The organism is Alicyclobacillus acidoterrestris (assembly GCF_022674245.1).
Classification (GTDB): Bacteria; Bacillota; Bacilli; order Alicyclobacillales; family Alicyclobacillaceae; genus Alicyclobacillus; species Alicyclobacillus acidoterrestris.
Genome location: NZ_CP080467.1, coordinates 993,721 through 1,017,930, shown reverse-complemented (window position 1 = coordinate 1,017,930; position 24,210 = coordinate 993,721). Strand labels below are relative to the sequence as shown.

The window sequence follows — 24,210 nt, the reverse complement described above, 5'->3', positions numbered from 1 at the left end:
TATGACAGCAGGTCGAATGCAGATTTCAGGTCGGCAAATCTTTTGGATAATCGTATGTGCGGAAACATCGCCCATGGAATCCGTGCTCTTAACCCCTTTATTTCAGACTGCAAAACAGGATGCTTGGATTTCTATGGCTGTAGGTGGCTTAGCCGGACTGCTGATCACTTTTCTGATCATGCGAACGTCCCTGTTGTATCCTAAGCAAACCATTGTCGAGTACGCTCAAACCATTCTGGGCAAATGGTTCGGTAAGCTGTTCGTCATCCCGTATCTAGTGATGGCACTTCTGGGACTCGGCGTCATCCTTCGACAATTTGGCGACTTCATACATATGGCTTTGTTTGAGCTAACCCCTCTATGGGCAGTCGTTCTAGGTTTTTTGCTCATGTGTATGTACTTAACCTATGCAGGAGGCATTGAGGGCATTGGAAGGTCTGCGGAAATCATTGGACCAATCGTCATTTTCGCCGTGTTAATTGTGAAGGTACTCAATTTCAGCTCACTGGACGTTCACCTGGTACAGCCCATTTATTGGGATAGCGGATGGAAACAGATTCTTCTCGGCAGTCTCGCCACGATGTCATTTGTCGGTGAGTCCGTGGTGATGCTGGTTTTAGTTCCGTTCGTGTCACAGCCAAATCGTTGTATGTCGTATACCATGTGGGGACAAGCCATCTCTTTTGTCCTTGTGACAGGTTCCGTATTCCTCGTCACGTCAATTTTCGGCCCCAATCTAGCAGGACGGCTGTTGTACCCTGCATTCGAGATGGCCGGGTTTATATCAATCGCCGACTTTTTGCAAAATGTTGAATCTGTTGTCGTAGTCCTATGGATATTTGGCTATTTTATCGAAGTATCTGTTTTTCTGTTCGTTACATGTTACAGCCTAGGTCAATGGCTTCATTTAAAAGACTGGCGCAAATCAATTTGGCCAGTGGCCGCAATCCTGTTTATCTTGGCAGTCATACCAAAGACACTGAGCACAGCAACCATTGAAGCACCCAGAATGAAATGGACGTTGATTGGAATTTTTATCAATATTGTGATTATCCCCCTGTTGATTTACATCGTTGGATATTGCCAACGGAAATTTAAAACAAGTGTTAAAATGTCTTAATATCGTCATATATATATCGAAGACAGCATACCATCTTGTAAGAATGCTAAGGTGGTGGGTGCATGTCTATTTCCGTATGGCAAGAACATCGGTTTTGGGTGGACATATTGTTAGATCATGCGCAATTCGTGCATGACAACCTGTCACCGTCGGAGACGAAGTGGGTAAATACGGCATCCCAGTTTATCGTGAGCTTTCAGTCGCTTTCCGATGAACTCAGCACATTACACCCCGCCTTACCCGAGTCTTCGGGTGAAATGATCGAATTTGCTAAGAAAGTGCACCCAGTTGCCTACAATTATTATCGCTTCGAGGGTCATCTTCAAAAATTGCGAATCAGCAATGACGTGAACCTCAACCTCAGTCCCACGTATCTCGCCGGAACAACCGATGAGAATCAGGAGTATCTTCGCCTCTTGTCGTACTACACCAAGGGCCAATCCGCGCCTATGTTGAGTCTTCCTCAGTTACTAGATCTCTGGTTATTTGACCAATCTGGTCATGGTACCTTGTTGGCAGACGTGTTAGATCCAATCGAAATATCTTTATTAAAAGAGGTCAGAGGCTACGTAGACGTATTCCTCGTTGACCTTGCAACCAATATCGTTCTGAAACACTATTTGAAGTTTACACCGCCCGGATTTCCGTTTGAGAAACGATTCATTCGAAGAGTAGCGGAAAACGTTGTTCGGTTTTACAGGTTCGTTGAGGAAACCGTTCACCGTTATAAACAAGACGAAGCATTGAATAGAACGACGCTTCGCTTTCTCGAGCACCATTTCCCCGAGTCGTGTTATTTTTTAACGAAACTCGCTTACTATGATCCTGGAATCTACGCCATACCACACTGTCCTATCCAAGTCCATCGTGAATAGGCACACCCTCATCTATCAAACGGTTTGCTACAGTGGTACCCTTACGCGTTTTCTAGCTTATTCCGATAGACCTTCCCGTATTCTTTCTAACTTCACAAGTGAAAAAGGCATCCGTACCTCGACGGATGCCTTTTATATTTCGACTATCGCATCGTGGACCGTTTAATCCTTGACAAAGCGGCGCTGCGTCCGCTTCCCATCGTGTGAAAAAATCGTCTCTCGCCCTTCGACAACTGTCTGCACGTGGCAATTGCGCCCCCACACCCGGTATAGATAAGGCATGGTTTTCTCCAGGTGTTTCAGGTCGAGTTCGACACCTTCGTACTCATGTTTGATAAATAACTCACCATTTCGATTGTAGTCGCCGTCCTCGACGTAAAGGACAGGAATCCCGCCATTGACGCGCGATGCGACGAGCGAATCGCGCACCTTCTCCCAGTCGGTTTCGACGACCCGCCAGTCATTCCCGACTTTTTGATAGAGGTACAAGTCGAGATCTTCAATCAATTGCTTGGTCAAGTAGTTGCGCAAAAACGCAACGTCGTTCTCCATCTCGCGTACTTCAAACATTTTGGCGCGGCCTTGCCCAGGTTCTCGATAATGGCGTTCGCGTTCTTCCTCTGTCGGATTGTTCCACCGCTTCTCAATATCCTCCCAAATCGCCAGCCCCAGGTGGTACGGATTAATGGAAGTCCGCGACGGCAACACGACGCCGGAGTGCATCTTAGCGAACTCCACAGCCTCCTCGTCGGTGAGGTTCATCTCGCGCATAATGCGCAAATGCCAGTAAGTGGCCCAACCCTCGTTCATGATCTTCGTCTCCATCTGCGGCCAGAAGTACAACATTTCTTCACGCAGAATCGAGAGCACGTCGCGCTCCCATTCCTCAAGCACGGGACTCTGCTCAATGACAAAGAGCATGATATCCTTTTGGGCGGCCCGGGCCTTGACCATCGGCTTTTTCTGCTGCTTCGCTTCCGCGGTTTCACCAATCGACCACAAGTCGTCGTACGGCGAACGGGTATGGTCGACGGAGTGAAACACTGGGTCGTACTCCCCGTGGCGACTGCGGTACTGCTGCTGTTTCACTTTCGCTCGGGCGTTGCGACCGTCTGTCGAGGCATCCACGTGCTCCGACAGCGCGAGACCTGCGTCAATCAGCTCCTCTACCGCCTGCCTGCCATACTTGAGTTCATAGTGACGAATGCGGTCCGCACTCGCCGCCATGCGCTCGACCATATCGCGCGAGGTGTAGCGGAACGTGGCGTTATTTTTAAAGAAATCGCAGTGTGCAAGCACATGCGCGCAGACCGTCTTGTTTTGCAGCAACGTGTTGCCGTCCAGCAAAAATGCGTAGCAAGGGTCAGAATTGATGACCAACTCATAAATTCGGCTCATGCCGAGATCGTACTCGAGCTTCATTCTATGGAAGGCCTTTCCAAAACTCCAATGCGAAAAGCGCGTCGGCATCCCATAGGCGCCAAACGTGTAAATGACATCCGACGGACAAACCTCATAACGCATCGGATAAAAATCGAGCCCGAAATCCCGGGCCAATTGTGTCATCTCTTCAATGCTTTGTTCAAGCGCGGCCATCTCTTCGTTGTTCATGCGCTTTTCACCCCATCGCGCCGCGAAAAGAAGTGTTTCAGTGCGGCGTACACCTCGGATTTATCGCGAATCACAAACTTCCGAAACTCGGGGATATCGAGTTTCGAGAAGGCACTCATCATGGTCGAGTTTCTCGAATACTGATTCACTTCGGCATATCCCAACATTTGGGATTTCTCGCTGAGTTCACGGACTAACTTCACACACTTCTCATTGTCGGAGGTCAAGTTGTCGCCGTCGGAAAAGTGAATCGGATAAATGTTGTACCTATCTGGCGGATATTCCCGTTCAATCATCCGCAGCGCGAAATCGTACACGGAGGAACAAATCGTTCCCCCGCTCTCCCCCTTGGTGAAGAAGTGCTCCTCTGATACCTCATGCGCCTCCGTGTGATGCGCAATGTAGCGAATGTGAACATGCTCATATTTTGTGCGCAAGAAACGGGTCATCCAGAAGAAAAATGTGCGGGCGCAGTACTTTTCAAACAGCCCCATCGATCCCGACAAGTCCATCATCGCGAGAATCACCGCGTTGGAGTCCGGTTCCTCCACGTCCTCCCAAGTCTTGTAACGCAAGTCGTCAGGCAAAATCTGCGCCTTTCCGGAACCTATCCGGGCGTTGCGCCGGATGGATTCCAGCAGTGTGCGCTTTTTATCGATGTTTCCCGACAACCCTTTCTTGCGCACATCGCGGAACTCAAAACTCTCGGCGACAATTTGGTCGGGGGTCTTGTCGGCGAGATTGGGGAGTTCCAACTCGTTGAACAACAACGTTTCAATATCCTCTAGGCTGACGTTTGCTTCGGTGTAGTCCACGCCGGGTTGTTCGCCGGCGCCTTCTCCCTTGCCGGCCTGCTGTTTATCTGGCCGGCCTTGCGCAATGACGTCCCCGACCTGCGAATCTCCTTGCCCTGTCCCCGCGTGGCGCCCCTTCTGGAAGTTGTATCGAATCCGATACTCCTCGAGTGAGCGGATGGGCACTTTGACGATTTGCCGCCCATTGCTCATAATCAGGCTTTCGTCACTGACGATGTCGGCGAGATTGTCCTTAATGGCTTGCTTCACTTTGTCGCGATGTCTGTCCTGATCTTGTTGTCCTTTGCGATGGAGGGACCAATCTTCCCTTTGCAGTGAAAAATAGGCGTTCGACACGTTTCATCTCCCCTTCCGGGTCGGCAACACGCTCAGCGGTTCAAGAGACTTCCCGTATATCGCAACAATTCGTTGGCGCACGACGGGCAGTATCCGTGTTCATCAATGAGTCGTGCTGTCACCTCGTTGATTTTCTTCAACTGCGTCTCATCCGGCGTTTTCGAGGAAGTCGTAATTTTGACGACGTCCTTCAAATCCGCGAACAACTTCTTCTCAATCGCTTCACGCAAGCGCTCGTGCGAGTGATAATCAAATTTCCTGCCGCGCCGCGCGTAGGTCGAGATACGAATGAGAATTTCTTCGCGAAAGGCCCGTTTGGCATTCTCCGAGATGCCAATTTGCTCTTCAATGGAGCGCATCAGGCGTTCATCGGGATCGAGTTCCTCACCAGTCAATGGATCTTTAAGCTTCTGCCAGTTGCAATATGCCTCGACATTGTCGAGATAGTTGTCGAGCAGCGTCTTCGCCGATTCCTCGAAGGAGTAGACGAATGCCTTCTGGACTTCCGTCTTCGCCATCTCGTCGTACTCTTTGCGGGCGGTAGCGACGAAGTTCAGCAGCCGTTCCCGGTCTTCGGCGCTGATTGAAGCGTGCTGATCTAACCCGTCCTTGATAGCCCGCAACACGTCGAGCGCGTTGATGCACTGGGTATCGCGGCGGATGAGGGCGGTGGAAATCCGGTTGATGATGTAACGTGGGTCGAGCCCTGACATCCCTTCATCCGCGAACTCCGTCTGCAATTCCTTCAAATCTGCATCCTTCATCCCCTCAACGGTTTGCCCGTTGTACAGGTACAATTTTTTCAGAAGATCTACACCTTGCTTCTTGGATTCTTTCAACCGCGTGAGAATCGAAAAGATGGCAGCCGTCCGCAACGCGTGTGGCGCAATATGCACATCTTTCAAGTCACTTTGCTGCACCAACTTGTCGTAAATTTTGATTTCGTCTTCCACGCGCAGGTTGTATGGAACCGGCATGACAATCATGCGCGATTGCAAGGCTTCATTTTTCTTATTGGCGACGAAGCTGCGATATTCCGCTTCGTTGGTATGTGCCACAATCATTTCAACGTCGGTGAGATGATGAGTGCGAGGAATGTGCCTCCGTGGATGCTGCAGGCACATTCGAGACATCATTCTGTAGTTGGTTCGACGGAGAGCTAGTATCAAGTAGAAGTTGCGCGAGGAGTTCATACACGTAATCGCTTAGGACAACCTCTTCATCGACATCGATATCCACATGGCCTAGCTCCGTTTCAATACGCAAGGTGGCACCTCCCAATACTCGCTATACAGAAATGTATATGCAAGCATTGTGCGCTTACGGATGAAGGTAGCCAAAATTCTGTCTCGACCTGCGCTGAACCTAGGTACGCGTCTTGTACATTTCCCGATACTGGCGGTCACCTTGAGGCGGCTTACCGTTTGGGGTACGTCCACCACCATCACCTGTTTTAATGCCACGGACATAAGCTAACAGAAGCTCAATACCTGGCGTGATGATTAATAGTAACCAGGAAAATGGCGACAAAATGTAATTTTCCATTTGCCTTGCCTGCGCTGGGTTGGAGATGGACAGTGCGATAAGATACTCACAAATGACAATGACACCGGTGAATCTCCGAAATCGGTCATCTGGTTGGCCCATCAATCGAGCAATGACCGTAGACAGTGCCCAGATATGGTTACTCTGGAAAACTGACCCGAGACCAACCGACAAAACGATAATGACCACACCCAGGCGTTCAATCAAAAACCCTTGTGGCCGCAACAGTTGCAACGCCATTTGAACCGGGTACGTCAATTTGGTCAAAGGCATCCAACCCAAATTGGCGACGACCGCGCAAAACAGGATGAAAATCATCGAGCCAGCTAGCGTGGTGCTCAACACAGGATACCAAATCGACGTGTTTTTTCGGTGCTTGTAATATGGACTGAGCGCAATGACCAGGTTGAGTCCAAAATACAAGGGAAATAGATGATAAACTCCCTCGAATACGGCCGTCGGTTGTGCCACTGTGTGGGACATCCAATGCTTGTCTGCCTGCATGTAGAGCGCGATAAAGGCAGCCAGCATGCCCGTCGCTGACAGCGTAAAAATGACGGTGGCGACACGCCCCAATGTTTCAATCCCAAGCCACGCCCCTCGCCATGAAACAGCGATTAACATGGCCCCGATGGCATACTGCGGAGTGGCAGGGAAGTAGTATTTGAACAAATTGATGCCAAAATATAGCGTAAGCCCGAGGAACAAAATATAAGGCGGTACATACATCCAGATAATCAGTTTCCCCAACCATTTTCCAAATACCAACTGATGCGCATCGGTGCCGACCATGTCTGGGAATCGTTCATTCAGTGCACCCTGTATCCACGCGGAGAAACAGCCAACCAACGCCACGCCCAGCACAGCCCACTGCGCGTCAAATTTTGCATAATCGACGGCCACAGCCGGAAAAAACCAAAACATGACTGGGAGATAACTCGACGACACAAGAGATACCGTTTGATATGCGGAAAGTGTGGTTCGAAGTCTATCCAAAGTTTTCCCCCTAAATCAAATTGCCGGTTCGTTTCACATGTACTACAACATCCATGTCCGTATTTGCGTGCTTAAATACATCATCCCAACGCGTCTGAATATATTGTTCTTGCGCTGGGTTATGAAGAAAATACCACCGCCCAAACCCGCAAATGTCGGTTCCCTTGCTTTGCAGTTCCGTCAGCACGCGCAGCGACTGCGCTTTGAGATACCTACTGGTCACGGACTCATATTTTTTCAACTCTTGATTCGTGACAGGGCGCGTGTCCCTATCCTCACTTGAAATCAGCTCTGCCGTCAGCGTGATATGGTCGTGAAGCGTGGCCACACCATGGTTCATCGTGACGGAAATCTTGCTCGTACTCCCCATAGCGCGGATATCAAACGATTTGTCCCCGTCGGGAATCGTCATCGGCATACGCCGGATGCGATGTGCCACCAAGTTGTAGTACAAGTTGTCCGCCGTACTGATTTCCCCAACAGGAGAATATCTGTCAAATAGTTCTGTGCCGTCAAACTTTAAATTCCCGCTATCCGAAGTGACGATGGTCGCGTGCGCTTCAAGACCGGTAAGCTCAGCGTCACGCCAAAATTCCCACAGCCGAACGTGCGGAACAAACCCCTGTTGCGGCATGGCGACGGTCAAAGTAGACTCAATCACACTCGCTGGCGCAGTGCTCGTCGGTAAGCTCAATATTTCCTGTGCTGACTCCTTGGAGAATGAAATTTGAGCGAGCTTGTCCGCTGACTCACTGCGCATCAATTGCTCAATGACGCTCTGGATATCTATTTTGTTAAGCCCCGTATTTAAGACAATCGCCTGTAAATTTCCGAGATAGAAGCCTTTATTGTATTCCGTTTGCGCTTGTGCCAGTGCCGTATGCAGACTTGCCGCTTCCACTGTAAAGTTTCGATATGCAGGACTCTGCGCCCCGCCGCGATTTCCTTCGCCGCCGCTGCCACTGCCACCGTTTCCCCCGCCTCCAATTGACATATCTCCGCCACCTTCTTCCAAGTTTGGTACCTGAAACGTATAACTGAGCACCTTAGAATTCCCGTAGACAGGGTCAACCCCAATTCCGAGCACCTGCGCACGGTCATTAATTCGCCGGTAGTCCCAGCACCCGGGCAAACACAAAAGCAACACACACAATACGGCTACACGCAGGTATTTCACGACTTTCGCCCCCGACTATATCGACTCGTTCGCCGCGATTTATCAAGTTGTGGATGCGTTAAGGGGAGTTTGGTATCAACGCCGCCGACTTCATCGATGGGACGTAAATGACTTGCGCGCTTATCGAGAACCGTAATCGGCAAACGGATGATTCCATCGACGAACGTATCGCGAACATACTCGCCGCCAAACGGATCTAAATAAGAGACACCGAACGATTTGAGATTCGCGACCTCGTACCAAATCCATATCGTCAACAAGACCACCCCATAAAAACCGACAATGGTCGCAGCAATCACCATGGCCCAAGATCCCAAACGCAGACAGATGGCAAACTCGTAACTCGGCGATACAAAGACGCTAATCGATGTCAACGAGATGACGATAATGAGGACGTTACTGACAATACCCGCCTCGACTGCGGCTTGACCGACGACGAGACCGCCGACAATACCGATGGTCTGTCCCATTTGGCGCGGCATTCGCAGCGTCGCTTCGCGGAGAATCTCGACCACCAACATCATGATGAACACCTCGAGCACGGCTGGAAACGGCACATGCTCGCGAGACTCTGCAATTTGAAGCGCCATCACCTTTGGCAAGAGTTCTGGATTAAAATCGACAAACGCGACATACAAAGCGGGCAAGTAAACCGCAAAAAAGAAACTGATGATACGCAGCCAGCGAACGGCCGTCGCTTCCCACCAAGGGTGCTGGAAATCCTCCTGGGTTTGGAAAAAATCCTGTAATGTCGCCGGCGCCAGAAGTACAGTTGGGTCGCCGTCGACCATGATACAAACTTTTCCTTGGTTCACTTCGCGCACTGCATTATCAATCCGCTGCGTCGTCCGCGTCATCGGGAACAACGACCACGGGTGGTCAGAAATTCGTTGTTCAACAGCCGCCGCGTCATCCACAGCACCAATATGAATGGCATCAATTCGCTTGACGACGGTCTCCACCAAAGTTGGGTTGGCGACGTCGCGGACGAATGCAATGGCTACTTTCCGGCGAGTGCGATAGCCGACTTTCACATGTTTGACGACTAGTGAATCGGTGGTGAGATTTCGGCGCAGCAATCCGACATTGACATCGACGTTTTCGACGAAACTTACCTGCGAGCCCCTGGAGGACGTTTCAATGTATGGTTCTTGTGGAGCGCGGTGTTCAACATACGTCGCGCCAATCACAATGGCAGAGGAGGCACCATCGATTAGAAAAACCAAAGACCCTTCCGTCAGTGCTTCACGAATCTCGTATAAATTCTCCATGAATACGGCATCCGATCCGATAAAGACGCGCTCAATCAGATATTGAGGCAAATTCTTTGGCTCTTTGCGCGGAAATCGGTGCACATGTAAAGCGTTGAGCGTTTTTTCAATCACCGTACTGTCACATATGGTATTTACAAATAGACAGACCGCGGAACGCCCGTTCACTTGTGTGACACGCACCATATAATCGTCGCTCAATCCGACTGTATTGGAGAAATACGCGAGTGCTCGATTGAGGTTCCCCTCATAATCCGGTGCCTCCTCAAAAGGAGGAACATTCGGTTTGTTACGTCCTTTGACCTGATTCGTAAACCCGGAATTTCGTACCCAACGCTGAAAAATCGTCATTCCGGACCCACCTTGTCAAAACATTTAAGGTTAATTTATCCATAAAAATCCAATATATTCACTTACACCCATTTGTCACCTTCGCCTCGCTGCAACCTGCGACAAATGAAAGCCCACACCAAAAACCCGGCCATACACCCCAGTCCTCACATATCGTCACATAGACTGATTTTCACGCGAATAGACTCTGTTGAACGAAATCGGACGTGGAAAGTGAGGTCGGGCCATGTCACGTGTATCGCAATCCATTTCTCGAGCCATTTGCTACATCCGAAAATCCCGTGAAGACGAGGAGGCGGAACGGCGCGGCGAAGATACGCTCTTAAAGCAACGCGAGTTGATGACTCGGGACGTGCTCAGTCGCTATGAATTCGACTACGAGATAAGAGAGGAAGTGGCCTCTGGCGACAGTATCCGCGAACGCCCAGTATTCCGGGCAATCCTACCGGAACTTGGCACAAAATATCAGGCCATCGTCTGTAAAGATTTATCCCGATTGGGCAGAGGCAGTTACACCGATATGGGCGTCGTTTACGACATCATCCGGGATAAGCGGATTTATATCATCACCAAGGATGCCGTTTACGATCCGCGCAATTTCAGCGACTTGCGAATGATTCGCTTTTCGCTGTTTTTTAACCGCGAAGAATACGAAATGACCCTCTGGCGATTGACGGAGGGGAAATACGATGGCGCGCAACGTGGAAAGTGGGTCGCAGGCAGTGTCCCCTACGGATTTCGATATCACGCGCGCCTCCAAATCCTCGTGCCCTACGAACCAGAAGCGCGAATTGTACAGTGGATTTTTCGTTGGTATGGAGAGGAAGGCCTTGGCTATTCCGCGATTGCCACACGCCTGCGCCAATTAGGCATCCGTTCCCCCCGAGGAAAAGAGATCTGGCGACCGGAAGTGATACACAGGATGTTGGCCAACCCCGCATACTGCGGAACCCTGGTCTTTCGCCGAACGCAGCGCAATAAACACGATGGAAAGGTCGTCGTGCGCCCGCGCGACGAGCACATCGTTGTCGAGCATGCATTCGAGGCTATCGTCGAGACATCGCTGTGGTCCCTTGTGCAAAAAAGATTGAAATCCACCGCGCGTACACCAAAAGTCAAAGCCGATTTCACCCCGAGTGAACTGGCGGGGCTTGTGACGTGTGGCGGCTGTGGGCGCAAAATGGTTCGACAATCCAGCGTTCAACGTTACCGCAAACGGGATGGGACAATCTCGAAATACACGAAGGAGTTCATGTATTGTCCGGTTTGCGGCTACGCAGTAAAATACCGGGACTGCGAAAAGCAGTTGCTGACCGCACTCCATCACGTCGCAAAAATCGACCCAACTCGCTTCGCACAGTGTTTAGAGTCTTCCACGCAGAACCTAAAGGTACCCGTTGGCCTGACGACAAAGGACATCCAAAAGCAGTGCCAAGCGCGAGCAGCGGCGCTCAACGCCCGCCTCGAGCGCGCGAGAGACTTGCTTCTCGACGGCACGTTGACCAAACAAGACTATCAGGAGATAAGAGAGAAGTGTCAGACAGAGCTCGCTGAAATAGCCAAATGGACGACTGATTTCATGGACAGCGCCTTGCCTTGTGCGCCCCCCACGCTCCCTATCTCCAAAGCACAAATTCGCTCATTGGTGGATGGCTATCAGCAACTCTCCGATACCGCAGCCAAAAATCGATTTTTGCGAGGGCTTTTGATAGACGTCCGATTGGAGCTTGTCCACAAAGGGCGGCACCGCAGTGATCCGACTCGATTTGATTTACAAGTCACCCTGCATCCGAACGTGACGCGGGCATAACCAGGCGCACAAGGTAGTTGCGCCGCTTGAAAACGAGCCAAATACGGGCGTTTCGCACGGTTTTAGACTGGTCATCTCACCATCATTTCATCGGCAGAGATCAGTGCGAAACGCCCTGCCTTGAAATTCCCTTCCTGAGTCAAACTCAACAAGTGCCACAAAAACTTTTCGTCACACTTGAGCATCTCTTGGAACTCCATGATTCCGCGATTCGCTTTGTTCAGCTCGCCATCAAACCGGTAGGCCCGCGGGTCTGATTCTGACCCGTACTCCGTGATGGTCGAGAAGTCGATGCTGCCGGTCAAATCGGCGATGTCCTGAGACTTGGGGTCGGATGGACTAAACGTGCCAATGCCAATCCGCCGTTCCTCCGACATCAGGACGCGCTCGACTGGAACTTGTTCAATGTGGCCACCAAATTCCTCATCCAGTCGCATCCGGCAACTCGGGCACAAATTCCCCTCAATGCGTATACCGTATTCGTTTTCGAAATCTTTTCTTAATTCCAACGGGATCAAATGGAGTGGTTCCTCGTGCATCGGGCACCCTTTAATCGCGTATAACGCGCCCTCAGGCGTTTTCGAATACTGTTCCAGCCCGCGCTTGAGCATCGTGACAATCGTCGACTTACCTCCACTGACCGGCCCCATCAACAGCAGGATGCGCTTGCGCACGTCCAGACGTCGCGCCGCCGCGTGGAAGTACTCCTCGACAAGGCGCTCCAAAGTGCTCGACAAGCCGTACATCTCGCCTTCAAAAAACGGGTAGTGGCGATGGCCTTCGGCATCCGTCTCAATTCCCTTGCTGGCAATCATGTCATATATACGAGCGTGCGCTGTCTTGGCCACGCTGGGGTGCTCCTTGACGATCTCGATGTATTCCTCGAACGTCCCCTCCCAACGAAGGCCCTGTTCCTCCGCGCGGTAGGTGTTGAGTCGGTCAAGAAAACTCATGGACCCATCCTCCTCCTCTGGTGCAAGTTGACAAGCGACCGTTACAACCGACTGACAACGGACTCTTCGCGCGACAACCAAAAATCCGTCCGCGTTTCTTCATCCTATTCGCTGCCTGCTTGGCCACATGCCCATGCTTTGCTTGCCAACCGGATTAGCTATAAGGGAACACAAATGCCGTCTTGTCTCGTCGTACACGAGGGCCAGGCGGCATCTGTAACTTATATTTACACGAGATGCGCAAATAGTGTGAAAATAAAAGCCGGGACAGATGCGGATTTCGAGCTATAATTGAATCATTCGTGCGCATTCCCCCGCGCAATTTGTAACGATTGGAGTTGCAACACCGTCATGCGCATACGCGACGCAGTGATCGACGACCTTCCAGGTCTTCTCGATATCTACAACCACGCCATCAGAACGTCCGCCGCCACGTTCGATCTCACCGAACAGACGCTAGCCGAACGCCGCGAGTGGTTCACCCACTATGGGAACCAGTACCCGCTCACGGTGGCCGACATGGACGGCCATGTCGCAGGCTACTGTTCCCTCTCCCGCCATCGCGAGAAAGCAGCTTACGCGAAGACGGTGGAGTCGTCCATCTACATTCACCCGGACTACCAGGGACGTGGCATTGGCAAAGCGTTGATGGTGGATATGCTGGCCCGGGCAAAAGCACTTGGCCATCACGTCATTATCGCAGGCATCACCGACGGCAACGCCGCGAGCCGCAAACTACACGAACGGCTGGGGTTTACATACGTAGGCTGTTTCAAAGAAGTTGGCTTCAAGTTCGAACAGTGGCAAGACGTTCATTATTATCAATACATTGTTGAGTGACCCCAGACCAATCAAAAACTTATCCTTCGCCATCCATCGCACCAATGCGGCGCACAGCCCGTTTCCCACTCAAGACCAGCAGCACATACGTCAGCACGGAGCCAACGTCGCAAATGGCGATCACAATGCCCATCGGCAGTGCAGTCGGGTGATTGCCGAAGCCAACCAACGGCGATGCGACGGCACCTAACAACAACTGCGCGACGCCAATGAGCGCTGCAGCGCTCCCGGCATTTTTCGCATGCTGCTGCATCGCGAGCGACGATCCAATGGTCCCCACCACACCGACACTGGAGACAACGAGGAACAGCGTCGGCAGAACGCCCGGTAGCCCCAATTGAAGAACAATGGACAAGAGCAAGGCGACGCCTCCGCAACAGGCGATGCCAATCCCGATGCGGAACAACAAAACATCCCGAACCTTTCCAGCCAGTAGGCCGGCTGCGCGCGAAAACAGAATGATGCCGATACCGTTGATGGCAAAACAGATGCTGAATACTTGTGGCGACAGGCCGAACAAGTCTTGTAGCACAAATGGTGATCCGGATATATACCCAAACATCGCCGCATTCACGAGTCCTTGCGACAACGCGTACCCCATGAACGTCCGTTCGCGGACGAGTTGTCCAAACGCGGATATGGTACTTTGTACGCCACCCGTTCGCCGGTTCTCAGGAGGCAATGTCTCGCCCAGTGCGAAGGCTACCGTCACGAACATCGCCACGCCGAGGATAGCGAGCACGACAAACACGCCGCGCCACGATATCACGCGCAACAGCTGACCACCGAGCACTGGCGCAAGAATGGGTGCGACACCATTGACGAGCATCAGCAGCGAAAAAAAGCGAGTCAATTCCGGTCCAGCGTACAGGTCGCGCACCATCGCCCGTGCGATGACGATACCGGCGGCCCCAGCAAATCCTTGTACAAAGCGAACGACAATCAAGACCCAGACGTTTGGCGTCACAGCGCAAACCACAGACGCGATGATATAAACCGCAAGCCCTGCGAGCAAGGGCCCACGGCGTCCTCTAGCGTCACTCATGGGGCCCGCCAACAGCTGGCCGAGTGCGAGCCCAATCAAACACAAGGTAATACTCAACTGCGCCACTGACTGTGATGCGTGTAAGTGATTCGCAATCACCGGCAGTGACGGAAGGTACATATCAATCGACAGTGGCGCGAGGGCCGTCAGGGAACCGAGAATGACGGCCGTGCACCCCCGGCGCGCGGTGGCCAACTGACGGCCCGACGCAGTTTTCACATTCATGGTTTTACTCCTTTTTCGGACGCTCTCCAAAATCCCTGCGCAGACGACGCACCTGGTAGTTCACGAGGCAAATCAGGCTTCGAGATGCCTGCCCAACCAGCGCAACGCGTCTGGCAACTGCTTCTGCCAAACGCCCCAGATGTGGTTGCCGGGGCCGACGTGGAATTCCACCTCTGCGCCGCGATCGAGCAGAATATCGCGCATCTGCTCGTTGTACTCGTAAAAATTGTACACGCCAGAAGGTGTCTTCGCCTGACGTTCCTCGTCACCGATAAACAGATACGCCGCCAGGCGGCTTAAATCCGGCTCGTCGCGAAGGCGCGCCTGCACTGGCGGAAAGTAGGCGCCAGAAAACAGAATTAAGGTATGAAAGTACTGCGGATACGCCAGCATAAAACTGAGGGACGCTACGGCACCGAGTGAAATACCCGCCATCAACCGTGCGTTGTCGTCTACAGCGTAGAGACTATCCAACATCGGCATGCACTCATCGACCACAAATTGCTGGTATGCCGTATGGCGCGCGCCGTCCATCGCGTATTCGCTGTGGCGCTGTTCCAGGTTCACCGCAATGCCGGCAATCAGAAATGGAGGAATCTCGCCGTTCGTCATCAGCTCGTTGGCAATCGTGGCAACTCGACCATGTGTAAAAAACTCCAGCCCATCGTGACAGTAGACAATGGGCAATGGCTTTGATTTGTCATACGAGTGCGGTACAAACACTTTGATGGCTCGCTCTTCATTTAAATGGCGACTGTATATCGTGTGAGATTCAATTTTTCGCTGCGGCGTATTGGTCATCGTCTTCTGCTCCTTTTCGCCGGTGCGACGCCGTCTTGTTGCGGCCGCCGACCTGACTGCTGTTTTAACAGAATAACAGCTTGTTTTGCGATTCGCGAAGAAAGCGTTGTACTAAACTGTTATAGTCTCGTAAACCTCTTATTATATAACAGTAAATTGCGCGTGGCACGAAAGTGATTCGCACACTCTAATAATGTGTATTATAATATTTGTTGAACTGTATCACTACTACGTGCATGTCGCTCGCTTTTACCGGGACGACTTGGTGAATACATAGGCACGCACGCTAGCACGCTACACATTTTTCGGAATGAGGTGACGCATATGAGCAAGACGGTCTCCGAGCACACTGTTCCGTACGTCCAAGTGTTAGACGAGAATGGTAACGTGACCGACAACGAATTGCTTCCCAATTTAACTGACGACCAACTGCGAGAATTGATGAAACGCATGGTGTTCACGAGAATTCTCGACCAACGCGCCATCAAACTGACCCGCCAAGGGCGTCTTGGATTCTATGCACCCGTCTCAGGTCAAGAGGCGTCGATGATTGGCAGCGAGTTCGCTACCGAGAAAGAAGACTTCGTGGTGCCAGGCTATCGTGACCTTCCACAGTCGCTGTACCATGGATATCCATTGTACAAATTGTTCCTGTATTCCCGAGGCCATCAAGAAGGCGGTCGCGTACCTGAAGACGTGAACGTCATCATGCCGCAAATCATCATCGGTGCCCAAATCGTCCAGACAGCGGGTATCGCCCTCGGCTTTAAGCTCAAAGGGGAAAAACACGTAACCATCACGTACACAGGTGACGGCGGCACCTCCCAAGGCGACTTCTATGAAGGAATGAACTTTGCTGGCGCATATCAAGCACCGGCAGTGTTCTTCGTCCAAAACAACCAATACGCCATTTCCGTTCCGCGGGAAAAGCAAACGGCTGCTGAAACGCTGGCGCAGAAAGCGATTGCCGCAGGTATCCCAGGTGTCCAAGTCGACGGCATGGACATTCTCGGCGTATACGCAGCGACCAAGCAGGCGGTCGATAGAGCGCGTGCTGGCGAAGGTCCAACCATGATTGAAGCGGTTACGTTCCGGTACGGTCCACACACGATGTCCGGTGACGACCCAACGCGTTATCGCACCAAGGAAACCGAGGCGACGTGGGAAAAGCGGGATCCGCTCGTGCGCTTCCGCAGCTATCTGCAGGCCAAGGGGCTGTGGACAGACGAGGAAGAACAGCAGTTCATCGAAGAGGCAAAGGACACCATCAACGATGCACTGAAACAAGCGGACGCTGTCGAAAAAATGACAATCGAAGGCCTCATCGACGCGATGTTCGAGGAGCCGACCGCGACATTGAAGCGCCAACGTGCTGAAATCACTGGCGAGGGGGCGAACTGACATGGCACAAATGACGATGATTCAAGCCATTACGCATGCACTCGACCTCGAGTTGGCACGCGATGAAAAAGTCCTTGTATTCGGTGAGGACGTAGGAAACAACGGCGGTGTGTTCCGCGCGACAGAAGGTCTTCAAAAGAAGTACGGCGAAGAGCGCGTCTTTGACACGCCATTAGCCGAAAGCGGCATTATCGGCCTGGCCAACGGCTTAGCCATCCAGGGCTTTCGACCTGTGCCGGAAATTCAGTTCTTCGGATTCGTATTTGAAGCTTTTGACCAAATCGCGAGCCAAATCGCCCGCCTGCGGTATCGTTCCGGCGGTCGCTACTACGCACCGGTAACCATCCGTTCCCCATTTGGCGGCGGTGTTCGCACACCGGAGTTGCACTCGGACAGCCTTGAAGGTCTATTCCTTCAGACACCCGGCGTCAAAGTCGTCATTCCGAGTACGCCGTACGACGCCAAGGGGCTTCTGTTGTCTGCCATTCGCGACAACGACCCAGTCATTTTCCTCGAGCACATGCGTCTCTACCGCTCCTTCCGCCAAGAAGTGCCGGAAGAGGAATACACCATTCCACTCGGTCAGGCGAACGTCGTGCGCGAAGGAAAGGACGTCACCATTGTCACCTACGGCGCGATGGTCGGCGTTTCGCAAAAGGCCGCTGACGCATGGGCCAAAGATAAAGGCCTCGAGGCGGAAGTGATTGACCTTCGGACCATCAGCCCAATTGACATCGACACGATTACGGAGTCGGTGAAAAAGACCGGCCGCGCGATCGTCGTTCAAGAGGCACAGCGCAGTGCCGGTGTGGGCGCAGAAGTCATCGCGCAAATCAACGAGCATGCCATTTATCATCTGGAAGCACCTGTCTTGCGCGTCACGCCGCCAGACACTGTGTATCCGTTCGGCATGATTGAAGACGAATGGCTGCCTACCCAACACTCCGTCGTTGCTGCTTTGAACAAAGTCATGAGTCTTTAATACCTGGAGGTGAGTTCTATGGCATTGTTTGAATTGCCACTCCCAGAACTGGGCGAAGGCCTGCACGAAGGCCGCATTAGCAAGTGGCTGGTCAAACCTGGCGACAAAATCGAAGAAGACGACGCAATCGCCGAAGTTGAAAACGACAAATCGCTGGTGGAATTACCCTCTCCTGTGAGTGGAACCGTGAAGGAACTCAAAGTCTCTGAAGGGACTACTTCCGTCGTCGGTGACATCTTGATGATTATCGAGGTAGAAGGCGACGTGCCAGCGGCTGCACAAGCGCAAGCAGACGCAGCCAAAGCTGAACACGACGCAAGCAATGCTCCCGCTCCGGCGGCACAAGCGCAACAACCTGCACAAGCCGCACCGGCGTCGGCTGCGGCAAGTGCGAGTGTCAAGAGTTCCGCACACGACGTGTTGGCCACACCTGGCGTGCGCAAATACGCGCGTGAACAAGGCATCGATATCACGAACGTGACGGGCACGGGCAACCACGGCAAGGTAACCAAGGAAGACATCGACAAGTTCGTGGCTGGCGGCGACCAAACCGTTGCAGCAGCAGCCACCGACACGGTGGAGACAGCAGCCCCGACTCGCGTAACGCAAATCAGCGGCGAGGAAGTCGAAGAACGCGTGCCATTGCCGATGATTCGCCAAGCCATTGCCAAGGCGATGGTAAAGAGCGCGTACACTGCGCCGCACGTCACGCTGATCGACGAAGTTGACGTGACCGAACTCGTCAAATTGCGCAAGGAAATCAAACCGCTGGCTGCGGAACGCGGTACGAAAATCACCTACTTGCCGTTTATCGTCAAGGCGATGATTGCGGCACTGCGACAAAGTCCACAACTCAACTCGACGCTTGACGAGGAGAAACAGGAACTCGTCCTCAAACACTACTACCACATCGGCATCGCGACGGACACCGATAGGGGTCTGCTCGTACCAGTGGTTCGTCACGCCGACAAGAAGAACATGTGGGCTATCGCCGATGAAATCAACGATTTGGCTACGCGCGGCCGCGCTGGCAAACTGGCGCCGAACGAAATGCGCGGAAGCACTATCTCCATCACCAATATCGGATCCGCTGGCGGTTTGTATTTCACGCCAATCATCAACTACCCAGAGGTCGCCATCCTCGGTGTTGGCCGGATTACGGAAAAGCCAGTCATCCGCGACGGCGAATTCGCAGTTGGCCAGATGATGTCCCTGTCGCTCAGCTTTGACCATCGCGTCATTGACGGCGCTTTGGGCCAACGCTTTATGAATGATATCAAGCGGCTGTTGGAAAACCCACGGCTCTTACTCTTGGAGGTGTAATTCATGGTCGTAGGCGAGATGTTGGAAGAGGTTGAGGTTCTAGTCATTGGTGCGGGCCCTGGCGGATATGTTGCAGCAATCCGCGCTGCGCAACTCGGCAAGTCAGTCACCATCGTCGACAAGGCTGAACTCGGCGGCGTCTGCTTGAATCGCGGCTGTATTCCGTCGAAGGCGTTGATTTCGGCGGCACACCAATACGAAGCAGCACGCGAATCGGCGTTCCCAGGCATCGAGTCCACTGCAAAACTGGACTATAAAAAAGTGCAGGAGTGGAAACAGTCTGTCGTCAACAAGATGACGGGCGGTGTGCAATCCCTGATGAAGGGCAACAAAATCACCGTGATCGACGGTGAGGCCTTTTTCACCAAACCGGATGAAGTGCGCATCATGCACGAAAACGGCGGGCAACGTATCAAGTTCCAACACTGCATCCTGGCGACTGGCTCCCGCCCCATTGAGCTCAAGTCCTTGCCATTCGGCAAACGCGTCCTGTCTTCGACAGAAGCGCTCGCACTCGATGAAATTCCGGAGCGCCTGATTGTCGTCGGCGGCGGCTACATCGGTGCCGAGTTGGGCCAGACGTTCGCGAAATTCGGTTCGAAAGTCACCATCATTGAAGGTTTGGACAGCATCCTAGCCGCCTTTGACAAACAGATGGTGCGCTTGGTCGAGAAAAACCTGAAGAAATACGACGTCCAAATCGAAACCAAGGCCATGGCCAAGTCGGTCGAAGAGACGGAAAACAGCATCAAATTGACCTACACGAACCAGGCTGGCGAAGATAAGACGATTGAGGCGGACTATATTCTCGTCACCGTAGGACGTCGTCCGAACACGGATGAATTGGGTCTGCAGGACGCCGGTATCGAGCTCGGCGAAAAAGGCCTCATCAAGGTGGATGCGCAATGCCGCACGACGAACCCGAACGTCTACGCTATCGGCGATATCGTTCCTGGCGCCGCATTGGCACACAAGGCTTCCTATGAAGGCAAAGTCGCCGCTGAAGCTATCGCCGGAATGCCAAGCGTCGTCGATTATCGTTGCATTCCAGCTGTCGTCTTCTCAGATCCGGAGATGGCCACAGTCGGTCTGTCCGAGGACGAGGCGAAAAAGGAATACAACAGCGTTTCTGTCGGCCGTTTCCCATACGCCGCAAACGGTCGTGCCACCGCGTTGAACGCAACCGATGGCTTTATCAAGTTGATTGCAGACAAGGAAACCGGCGTTCTCGTCGGCGCTCAAGTGGTCGGCTATGAGGCATCAAACTTGATTGCCGAGCTCGGTTTGGCCATTGAAATGAGCGCAACCTTGGAAGACATCGCGCTAACCATCCACGCCCACCCGACACTCGGGGAAATGGTCATGGAAGCCGCTGAAGTCGGTCTCGGTTCGCCTATCCACATCGTCACACGCTAAGAGATCTCAAGTCATCATCATTGGGGGCTGTCCCACAAGGTCATGTTTCGACTAGTGGGACAGCCCCCTTCATTTGCTCATCGATGCACTCACCCATCTGGGCGATTGTTCAACACTCCGTCAGATCTGGTAGCCCTTGCACGAATCGCAGTAGCTCCTCGCGCGTTCCCACTTCATCAAAGTCAAAGGTCCCGAGGTTCCGATCAATCAAATCATCAGTCACCAGGTAGCCACGAATGCCGACGTAACCAGCAGCGCCATCCTCCTGAACATCATTGCCAATCATCATACACTCGTTCGGCGTAATGTTCAGCTTGTCCAAGATCTCCAAAAAGTACTTTGGATTCGGCTTACAGAAGTGGCTGTTTTCCATAGTCGTAATGAGCGTGAACCACGATGCGTCGAGACCTGCCCAACGAATTCTTGCCATCGTCGCCACTTCTGGGAAAATCGGATTTGTCGCCAACACCAGGCGATACCCCTTGTCACGCGCCGTTCGACATATTTCCCGAGCAATATGGCTGGGTGACACCACATGTTGGATATCATCGAACGAAGAATCGTAGAATTGCTCGAATAGAGGCCAAATCTGTTCCAACTTCTGCATGTCGCTGTCGAACAGCGCACGCCGAAACTTGTCTAAGTTTGTGATCTGGGGTGTTTCGTTTTCAGCGACATTTCGCAGCGCACCCATCATCCACGGTACAATCTCATCCGGGCGGTAGTGATCTGCCAAGTGTGGCGCGAGACGCCTGAAATACTCCTTCATGAAGGCGTCCAAATCCATCGGTAGTAACGTGCCGTCGAGATCGAACAAAAGTGTCGTTAGCATCGCTCACACCATCCCAGGAAAGCCATTTTGGCGCAGCGCCTCAAACGCGACAATCGCCACAGCATTTGACAGATTGAGGCTTCGCGCCTTGGCATCGTTTCGCATTGGAATGCGGATCACGTCATTCTCATGCGCGGCGATGACATCTCGCGGTAACCCTGTGGTCTCTTTGCCAAAGACCAGAAAGTCATCCATTCCATATTTGACGTCTGTGTACCAGGCTCCACCGTTCGTCTCCACATAGTAGAAGCGACCTTGTGGATGCTTGTTCCACAGGTCCTGTAAAGAATCGTAATAGGTGATGTCGAGCAAAGACCAGTAATCGAGTCCAGCCCGTTTTAATTGTCTATCATCTGTCGAGAAACCAAGCGGACGAATCAGGTGCAAAGCGCTCCCAGTCACCGCGCAGGTCCTCGAGATATTGCCCGTATTCGCTGGAATTTCGGGTTCTACGAGTACAATGTTCATCTTGGATTACCTCCACCATTCTGATGCCACCTCTCAGTGTAGCACGTTCATCCGCGCAACAGAATGATGGGACTCACACACACCAACAACGACCAACCTAGCCTGACAAGTTATCCGGCAAGTGGACAAATGCATATCTGGTTTGTTCGGTCCATGCCCTGCTGTCGTAGTACGTGAATGGTCGATGATAACTCGGGTCCGTATGCGCATTGACGAGTGGGTACCCCGCATCGTCAAAATCCGTAATAATCGTACTATGGTGAAATGTCCCGGTGCCTTCCCAATCGTAAAAAATGAGGTCTCCCATTTTCAAATCGGAGGGGCTTGGCACCCGCTTGCCACCCACTTCGCGGAGAACATAGTGATACAATGCATTCGACGTCGTCCACGTATAGCTCCAAGATCCCTTACTTTTTCCGTTGCCGACCCACCAGCCATTTTGCTTATCGCCGATTTTCGTCATCGGCACGCCCCCTGCGTGAATGCATTGGGAGATAAAATTTGTGCAGTCGTCGGCAAGTTTGGGGTAGCGTGGATTGAATCCGTCCCACCACACATCCGCATAACGAGTCGCGCGCACGCGGTCGTATACCAAGTTTCTCATTGGACGCTTCGGCGTTCGCAAGTCTTCCGCCAGGCGCGGTCCAACGTCCTCCTGCAAAAACGACTGACCATCACTGGTCTCTTCAGCTGTCTGAAGTCGCCATGCGCTTTCGCTGTATACCCACACCTGTCGATGAACGATGCGGCGACACTCCACCGCAGGTGTGTGCGCCTCGATATAGGCCCAACAGATGGTTTCTAGCACTGTGACGCGAACGGTCATCTTATCCTTGGAAGCTTGCATCTCGAGAATATCTATTTTCGTGTGCGCCCGTGCCAAACGCTTGCCTTGGGCGAGGTACGCCCGACGTTTTCGTTCCGCCTGGTGAACCGTCCTTGCCAGCCACTGTGGGCGCTCCCCGGCAGGCATCATCTCGCCGAACAGACGCTCATCCTTCGCCAGCCAGTTTTGCGTACGTGCGTCAAAATATTGACGAACCGCTTCCAGACATGATTTCACCGCACCACACCTCACCATTCGATATGGCATTCTATGGTCTTCGGCCTGGAGATGTGCACATTCGCCTAAGCATTCAATGAAACCGATCATCAATTGTGCTATACTACGCACTGGAGCGCTGTTCTGTATGATGAGACAGAGGGGGAGCCTTCGTTGGCGGACAATACGACCACATCGACGACGGTCCGCTCAGTCGAACGAGCATTGGATATCCTACTCTGTTTCGCAAAATCACCGCGAGAGTTGAGCCTCAGTGAGATTGCGCGGGAAGTAGGACTACATAAGAGCACGGCACACCGTCTCTTACTTTCGCTTCAAGCTAAAGGGTTTGTTCGGAAACAGGCGGGATCGGACAAATATATTTTAGGCTGGAGCATACTCGAACTACTGGGGAACGTGTATCTGTCGGACGAATTGACGACGTTGGCCTTGCCGGAGATGACGAAACTTCGAGATATCACTGGCGAGACCGTCAGTCTGTACATTCGTTCGGGCATTGAACGCATTCGGATTCAGGCCGTCGAGAGTAATGAACCCATTCGAAACGTAGCAGCTATCGGTCAGACCTATCCTCTCTATATTGGAGCTTCCGGCAAAGTCCTTTTGGCATTTGCCGATGAAGCGGTTGTCGATGAGGTGTTTTTGCGGGAGTGTCTCCCACAAGATTTCTCACGCACCGAGTTGCTGCAGCAATTGGACAAAATACGTAGTGACGGCTACGCCATGAGTATCCAAGAACGAGACCTTGGCGCTTCTGCGATTGCTGCCCCAGTATTCGGTCGCAATCACGAGTGTATCGCCTCGCTGTCGATTTCAGGGCCTGTATCCCGATTTACCGTCGACAAAATGAATCAATGTGTCGACGTGTTATGTACGTCAGCCGCTTGGCTTACGAAGATGCTCTCCCATTGATTTCTGTTTTCAGTGTCTGTACGAATTCACCAGTCGTGCACC

The 24,210-nt window shown here is 52.4% G+C and carries 20 protein-coding genes and 2 pseudogenes; 9 read left to right on the top strand and 13 right to left on the bottom strand.

The annotated features are described in order from the left end of the window. Nucleotide 1: 1 nt before the first annotated feature. Together K1I37_RS04760 and K1I37_RS04755 are read left to right on the top strand one after the other, a co-directional pair. Entirely contained in the window at nucleotides 2-1,120 is a 1,119-nt protein-coding gene (locus tag K1I37_RS04760; protein WP_021297888.1) for a GerAB/ArcD/ProY family transporter, read from the top strand. A gap of 62 nt (nucleotides 1,121-1,182) precedes the next feature. Then, nucleotides 1,183-1,995 carry a DUF2935 domain-containing protein gene (locus tag K1I37_RS04755; protein WP_021297887.1) on the top strand — a complete coding sequence of 271 codons (813 nt, stop codon included), beginning with the start codon at nucleotides 1,183-1,185 and terminating at the stop codon, nucleotides 1,993-1,995. Between the two features lie 162 nt (nucleotides 1,996-2,157). On the opposite strand, the gene K1I37_RS04750 is transcribed toward K1I37_RS04755, so the two are convergent. From K1I37_RS04750 to K1I37_RS04720, 7 genes and pseudogenes are all read right to left on the bottom strand, one after another. Then, complete coding sequence (locus K1I37_RS04750; protein ID WP_021297886.1) at nucleotides 2,158-3,606, bottom strand: SpoVR family protein; 1,449 nt, start codon at nucleotides 3,604-3,606, stop codon at nucleotides 2,158-2,160. Then, nucleotides 3,603-4,757 (bottom strand): sporulation protein YhbH, encoded by a 1,155-nt coding sequence (yhbH, locus tag K1I37_RS04745; protein ID WP_021297885.1) that lies wholly within the window; start codon nucleotides 4,755-4,757, stop codon nucleotides 3,603-3,605. The genes K1I37_RS04750 and yhbH overlap by 4 nt, the downstream gene beginning before the upstream one ends. Nucleotides 4,758-4,789: 32 nt before the next feature. Then, nucleotides 4,790-5,824, bottom strand: a pseudogene (locus K1I37_RS04740) (protein prkA); the annotation flags it as partial. Beyond that, nucleotides 5,823-6,023, bottom strand: a complete 201-nt coding sequence (locus K1I37_RS04735) for a hypothetical protein (protein ID WP_169513713.1) — start codon at nucleotides 6,021-6,023, stop codon at nucleotides 5,823-5,825. The gene K1I37_RS04735 and the pseudogene K1I37_RS04740, both read right to left, overlap by 2 nt. Nucleotides 6,024-6,122: 99 nt before the next feature. Next, a complete protein-coding gene (locus K1I37_RS04730) occupies nucleotides 6,123-7,298 on the bottom strand; it encodes a GerAB/ArcD/ProY family transporter (protein ID WP_021297883.1) in 1,176 nt (391 codons plus the stop codon). 10 nt (nucleotides 7,299-7,308) lie between these two features. Then, on the bottom strand, nucleotides 7,309-8,475 hold the full coding sequence (locus K1I37_RS04725; RefSeq protein ID WP_021297882.1) for a Ger(x)C family spore germination protein: 1,167 nt from the start codon (nucleotides 8,473-8,475) through the stop codon (nucleotides 7,309-7,311). After that, nucleotides 8,472-10,097, bottom strand: a complete 1,626-nt coding sequence (locus tag K1I37_RS04720) for a spore germination protein (RefSeq protein ID WP_021297881.1) — start codon at nucleotides 10,095-10,097, stop codon at nucleotides 8,472-8,474. The genes K1I37_RS04725 and K1I37_RS04720 overlap by 4 nt, the downstream gene beginning before the upstream one ends. 226 nt (nucleotides 10,098-10,323) lie before the next feature. Here K1I37_RS04720 and K1I37_RS04715 point away from each other — a divergent pair, with 226 nt between their 5' ends. Continuing rightward, nucleotides 10,324-11,907, top strand: coding sequence for a recombinase family protein (locus K1I37_RS04715; RefSeq protein WP_021297880.1), 1,584 nt, complete (start codon nucleotides 10,324-10,326; stop codon nucleotides 11,905-11,907). A 77-nt stretch (nucleotides 11,908-11,984) separates the two neighbouring features. Here K1I37_RS04715 and K1I37_RS04710 read toward each other — a convergent pair. Next, nucleotides 11,985-12,860 (bottom strand): annotated as a pseudogene (locus K1I37_RS04710) (protein prkA); the annotation flags it as partial. 351 nt (nucleotides 12,861-13,211) lie between these two features. On the opposite strand from K1I37_RS04710, the gene K1I37_RS04705 reads away from it, so the two are divergent. Further along, the gene (locus K1I37_RS04705) at nucleotides 13,212-13,700 is read left to right on the top strand and encodes a GNAT family N-acetyltransferase (RefSeq protein WP_021297878.1); all 489 of its coding nucleotides are present in this window, start codon (nucleotides 13,212-13,214) and stop codon (nucleotides 13,698-13,700) included. Between the two features lie 19 nt (nucleotides 13,701-13,719). Here the strand turns inward: K1I37_RS04705 and K1I37_RS04700 are convergent, their stop codons facing one another. Together K1I37_RS04700 and K1I37_RS04695 are read right to left on the bottom strand one after the other, a co-directional pair. Next, entirely contained in the window at nucleotides 13,720-14,970 is a 1,251-nt protein-coding gene (locus K1I37_RS04700; RefSeq protein WP_021297877.1) for a multidrug effflux MFS transporter, read from the bottom strand. A 72-nt stretch (nucleotides 14,971-15,042) separates the two neighbouring features. Beyond that, a complete protein-coding gene (locus K1I37_RS04695; RefSeq protein ID WP_021297876.1) occupies nucleotides 15,043-15,771 on the bottom strand; it encodes an alpha/beta hydrolase in 729 nt (242 codons plus the stop codon). A 324-nt stretch (nucleotides 15,772-16,095) separates the two neighbouring features. Here K1I37_RS04695 and pdhA point away from each other — a divergent pair, with 324 nt between their 5' ends. Genes pdhA through lpdA form a run of 4 tightly spaced genes read left to right on the top strand, consistent with a single transcriptional unit; the run spans nucleotide 16,096 to nucleotide 20,893 of the window. Continuing rightward, complete coding sequence (gene pdhA, locus K1I37_RS04690; protein ID WP_021297875.1) at nucleotides 16,096-17,172, top strand: pyruvate dehydrogenase (acetyl-transferring) E1 component subunit alpha; 1,077 nt, start codon at nucleotides 16,096-16,098, stop codon at nucleotides 17,170-17,172. Between the two features lies 1 nt (nucleotide 17,173). Next, nucleotides 17,174-18,154: an alpha-ketoacid dehydrogenase subunit beta gene (locus tag K1I37_RS04685; RefSeq protein ID WP_021297874.1), complete on the top strand. Its 981-nt coding sequence runs from the start codon at nucleotides 17,174-17,176 to the stop codon at nucleotides 18,152-18,154. An 18-nt stretch (nucleotides 18,155-18,172) separates the two neighbouring features. Beyond that, nucleotides 18,173-19,477 (top strand): dihydrolipoamide acetyltransferase family protein, encoded by a 1,305-nt coding sequence (locus K1I37_RS04680; RefSeq protein WP_021297873.1) that lies wholly within the window; start codon nucleotides 18,173-18,175, stop codon nucleotides 19,475-19,477. A gap of 3 nt (nucleotides 19,478-19,480) precedes the next feature. After that, a complete protein-coding gene (gene lpdA, locus K1I37_RS04675) occupies nucleotides 19,481-20,893 on the top strand; it encodes a dihydrolipoyl dehydrogenase (protein WP_021297872.1) in 1,413 nt (470 codons plus the stop codon). Between the two features lie 109 nt (nucleotides 20,894-21,002). Here the strand turns inward: lpdA and K1I37_RS04670 are convergent, their stop codons facing one another. From K1I37_RS04670 to K1I37_RS04660, 3 genes are all read right to left on the bottom strand, one after another. Beyond that, on the bottom strand, nucleotides 21,003-21,725 hold the full coding sequence (locus K1I37_RS04670) for an HAD family hydrolase (RefSeq protein WP_021297871.1): 723 nt from the start codon (nucleotides 21,723-21,725) through the stop codon (nucleotides 21,003-21,005). 3 nt (nucleotides 21,726-21,728) lie between these two features. Next, entirely contained in the window at nucleotides 21,729-22,193 is a 465-nt protein-coding gene (locus tag K1I37_RS04665; RefSeq protein ID WP_021297870.1) for a tRNA (cytidine(34)-2'-O)-methyltransferase, read from the bottom strand. Nucleotides 22,194-22,290: 97 nt separating this feature from the next. Then, the gene (locus K1I37_RS04660) at nucleotides 22,291-23,256 is read right to left on the bottom strand and encodes an amidase domain-containing protein (protein ID WP_021297869.1); all 966 of its coding nucleotides are present in this window, start codon (nucleotides 23,254-23,256) and stop codon (nucleotides 22,291-22,293) included. Nucleotides 23,257-23,409: 153 nt separating this feature from the next. Here K1I37_RS04660 and K1I37_RS04655 point away from each other — a divergent pair, with 153 nt between their 5' ends. Continuing rightward, complete coding sequence (locus K1I37_RS04655; RefSeq protein ID WP_021297868.1) at nucleotides 23,410-24,168, top strand: IclR family transcriptional regulator; 759 nt, start codon at nucleotides 23,410-23,412, stop codon at nucleotides 24,166-24,168. Nucleotides 24,169-24,210: the final 42 nt, after the last annotated feature.

Coding starts and splice junctions, on each gene's coding strand:
- K1I37_RS04760 (WP_021297888.1), top strand. CDS start 2: ATGACAGCAGGTCGAATGCAGATTTCAGGTCGGCAAATCTTTTGGATA.
- K1I37_RS04755 (WP_021297887.1), top strand. CDS start 1,183: ATGTCTATTTCCGTATGGCAAGAACATCGGTTTTGGGTGGACATATTG.
- K1I37_RS04750 (WP_021297886.1), bottom strand. CDS start 3,606: ATGAACAACGAAGAGATGGCCGCGCTTGAACAAAGCATTGAAGAGATG.
- K1I37_RS04720 (WP_021297881.1), bottom strand. CDS start 10,097: ATGACGATTTTTCAGCGTTGGGTACGAAATTCCGGGTTTACGAATCAG.
- K1I37_RS04715 (WP_021297880.1), top strand. CDS start 10,324: ATGTCACGTGTATCGCAATCCATTTCTCGAGCCATTTGCTACATCCGA.
- K1I37_RS04705 (WP_021297878.1), top strand. CDS start 13,212: ATGCGCATACGCGACGCAGTGATCGACGACCTTCCAGGTCTTCTCGAT.
- K1I37_RS04700 (WP_021297877.1), bottom strand. CDS start 14,970: ATGAATGTGAAAACTGCGTCGGGCCGTCAGTTGGCCACCGCGCGCCGG.
- K1I37_RS04695 (WP_021297876.1), bottom strand. CDS start 15,771: ATGACCAATACGCCGCAGCGAAAAATTGAATCTCACACGATATACAGT.
- pdhA (WP_021297875.1), top strand. CDS start 16,096: ATGAGCAAGACGGTCTCCGAGCACACTGTTCCGTACGTCCAAGTGTTA.
- K1I37_RS04685 (WP_021297874.1), top strand. CDS start 17,174: ATGGCACAAATGACGATGATTCAAGCCATTACGCATGCACTCGACCTC.
- K1I37_RS04680 (WP_021297873.1), top strand. CDS start 18,173: ATGGCATTGTTTGAATTGCCACTCCCAGAACTGGGCGAAGGCCTGCAC.
- lpdA (WP_021297872.1), top strand. CDS start 19,481: ATGGTCGTAGGCGAGATGTTGGAAGAGGTTGAGGTTCTAGTCATTGGT.
- K1I37_RS04670 (WP_021297871.1), bottom strand. CDS start 21,725: ATGCTAACGACACTTTTGTTCGATCTCGACGGCACGTTACTACCGATG.
- K1I37_RS04665 (WP_021297870.1), bottom strand. CDS start 22,193: ATGAACATTGTACTCGTAGAACCCGAAATTCCAGCGAATACGGGCAAT.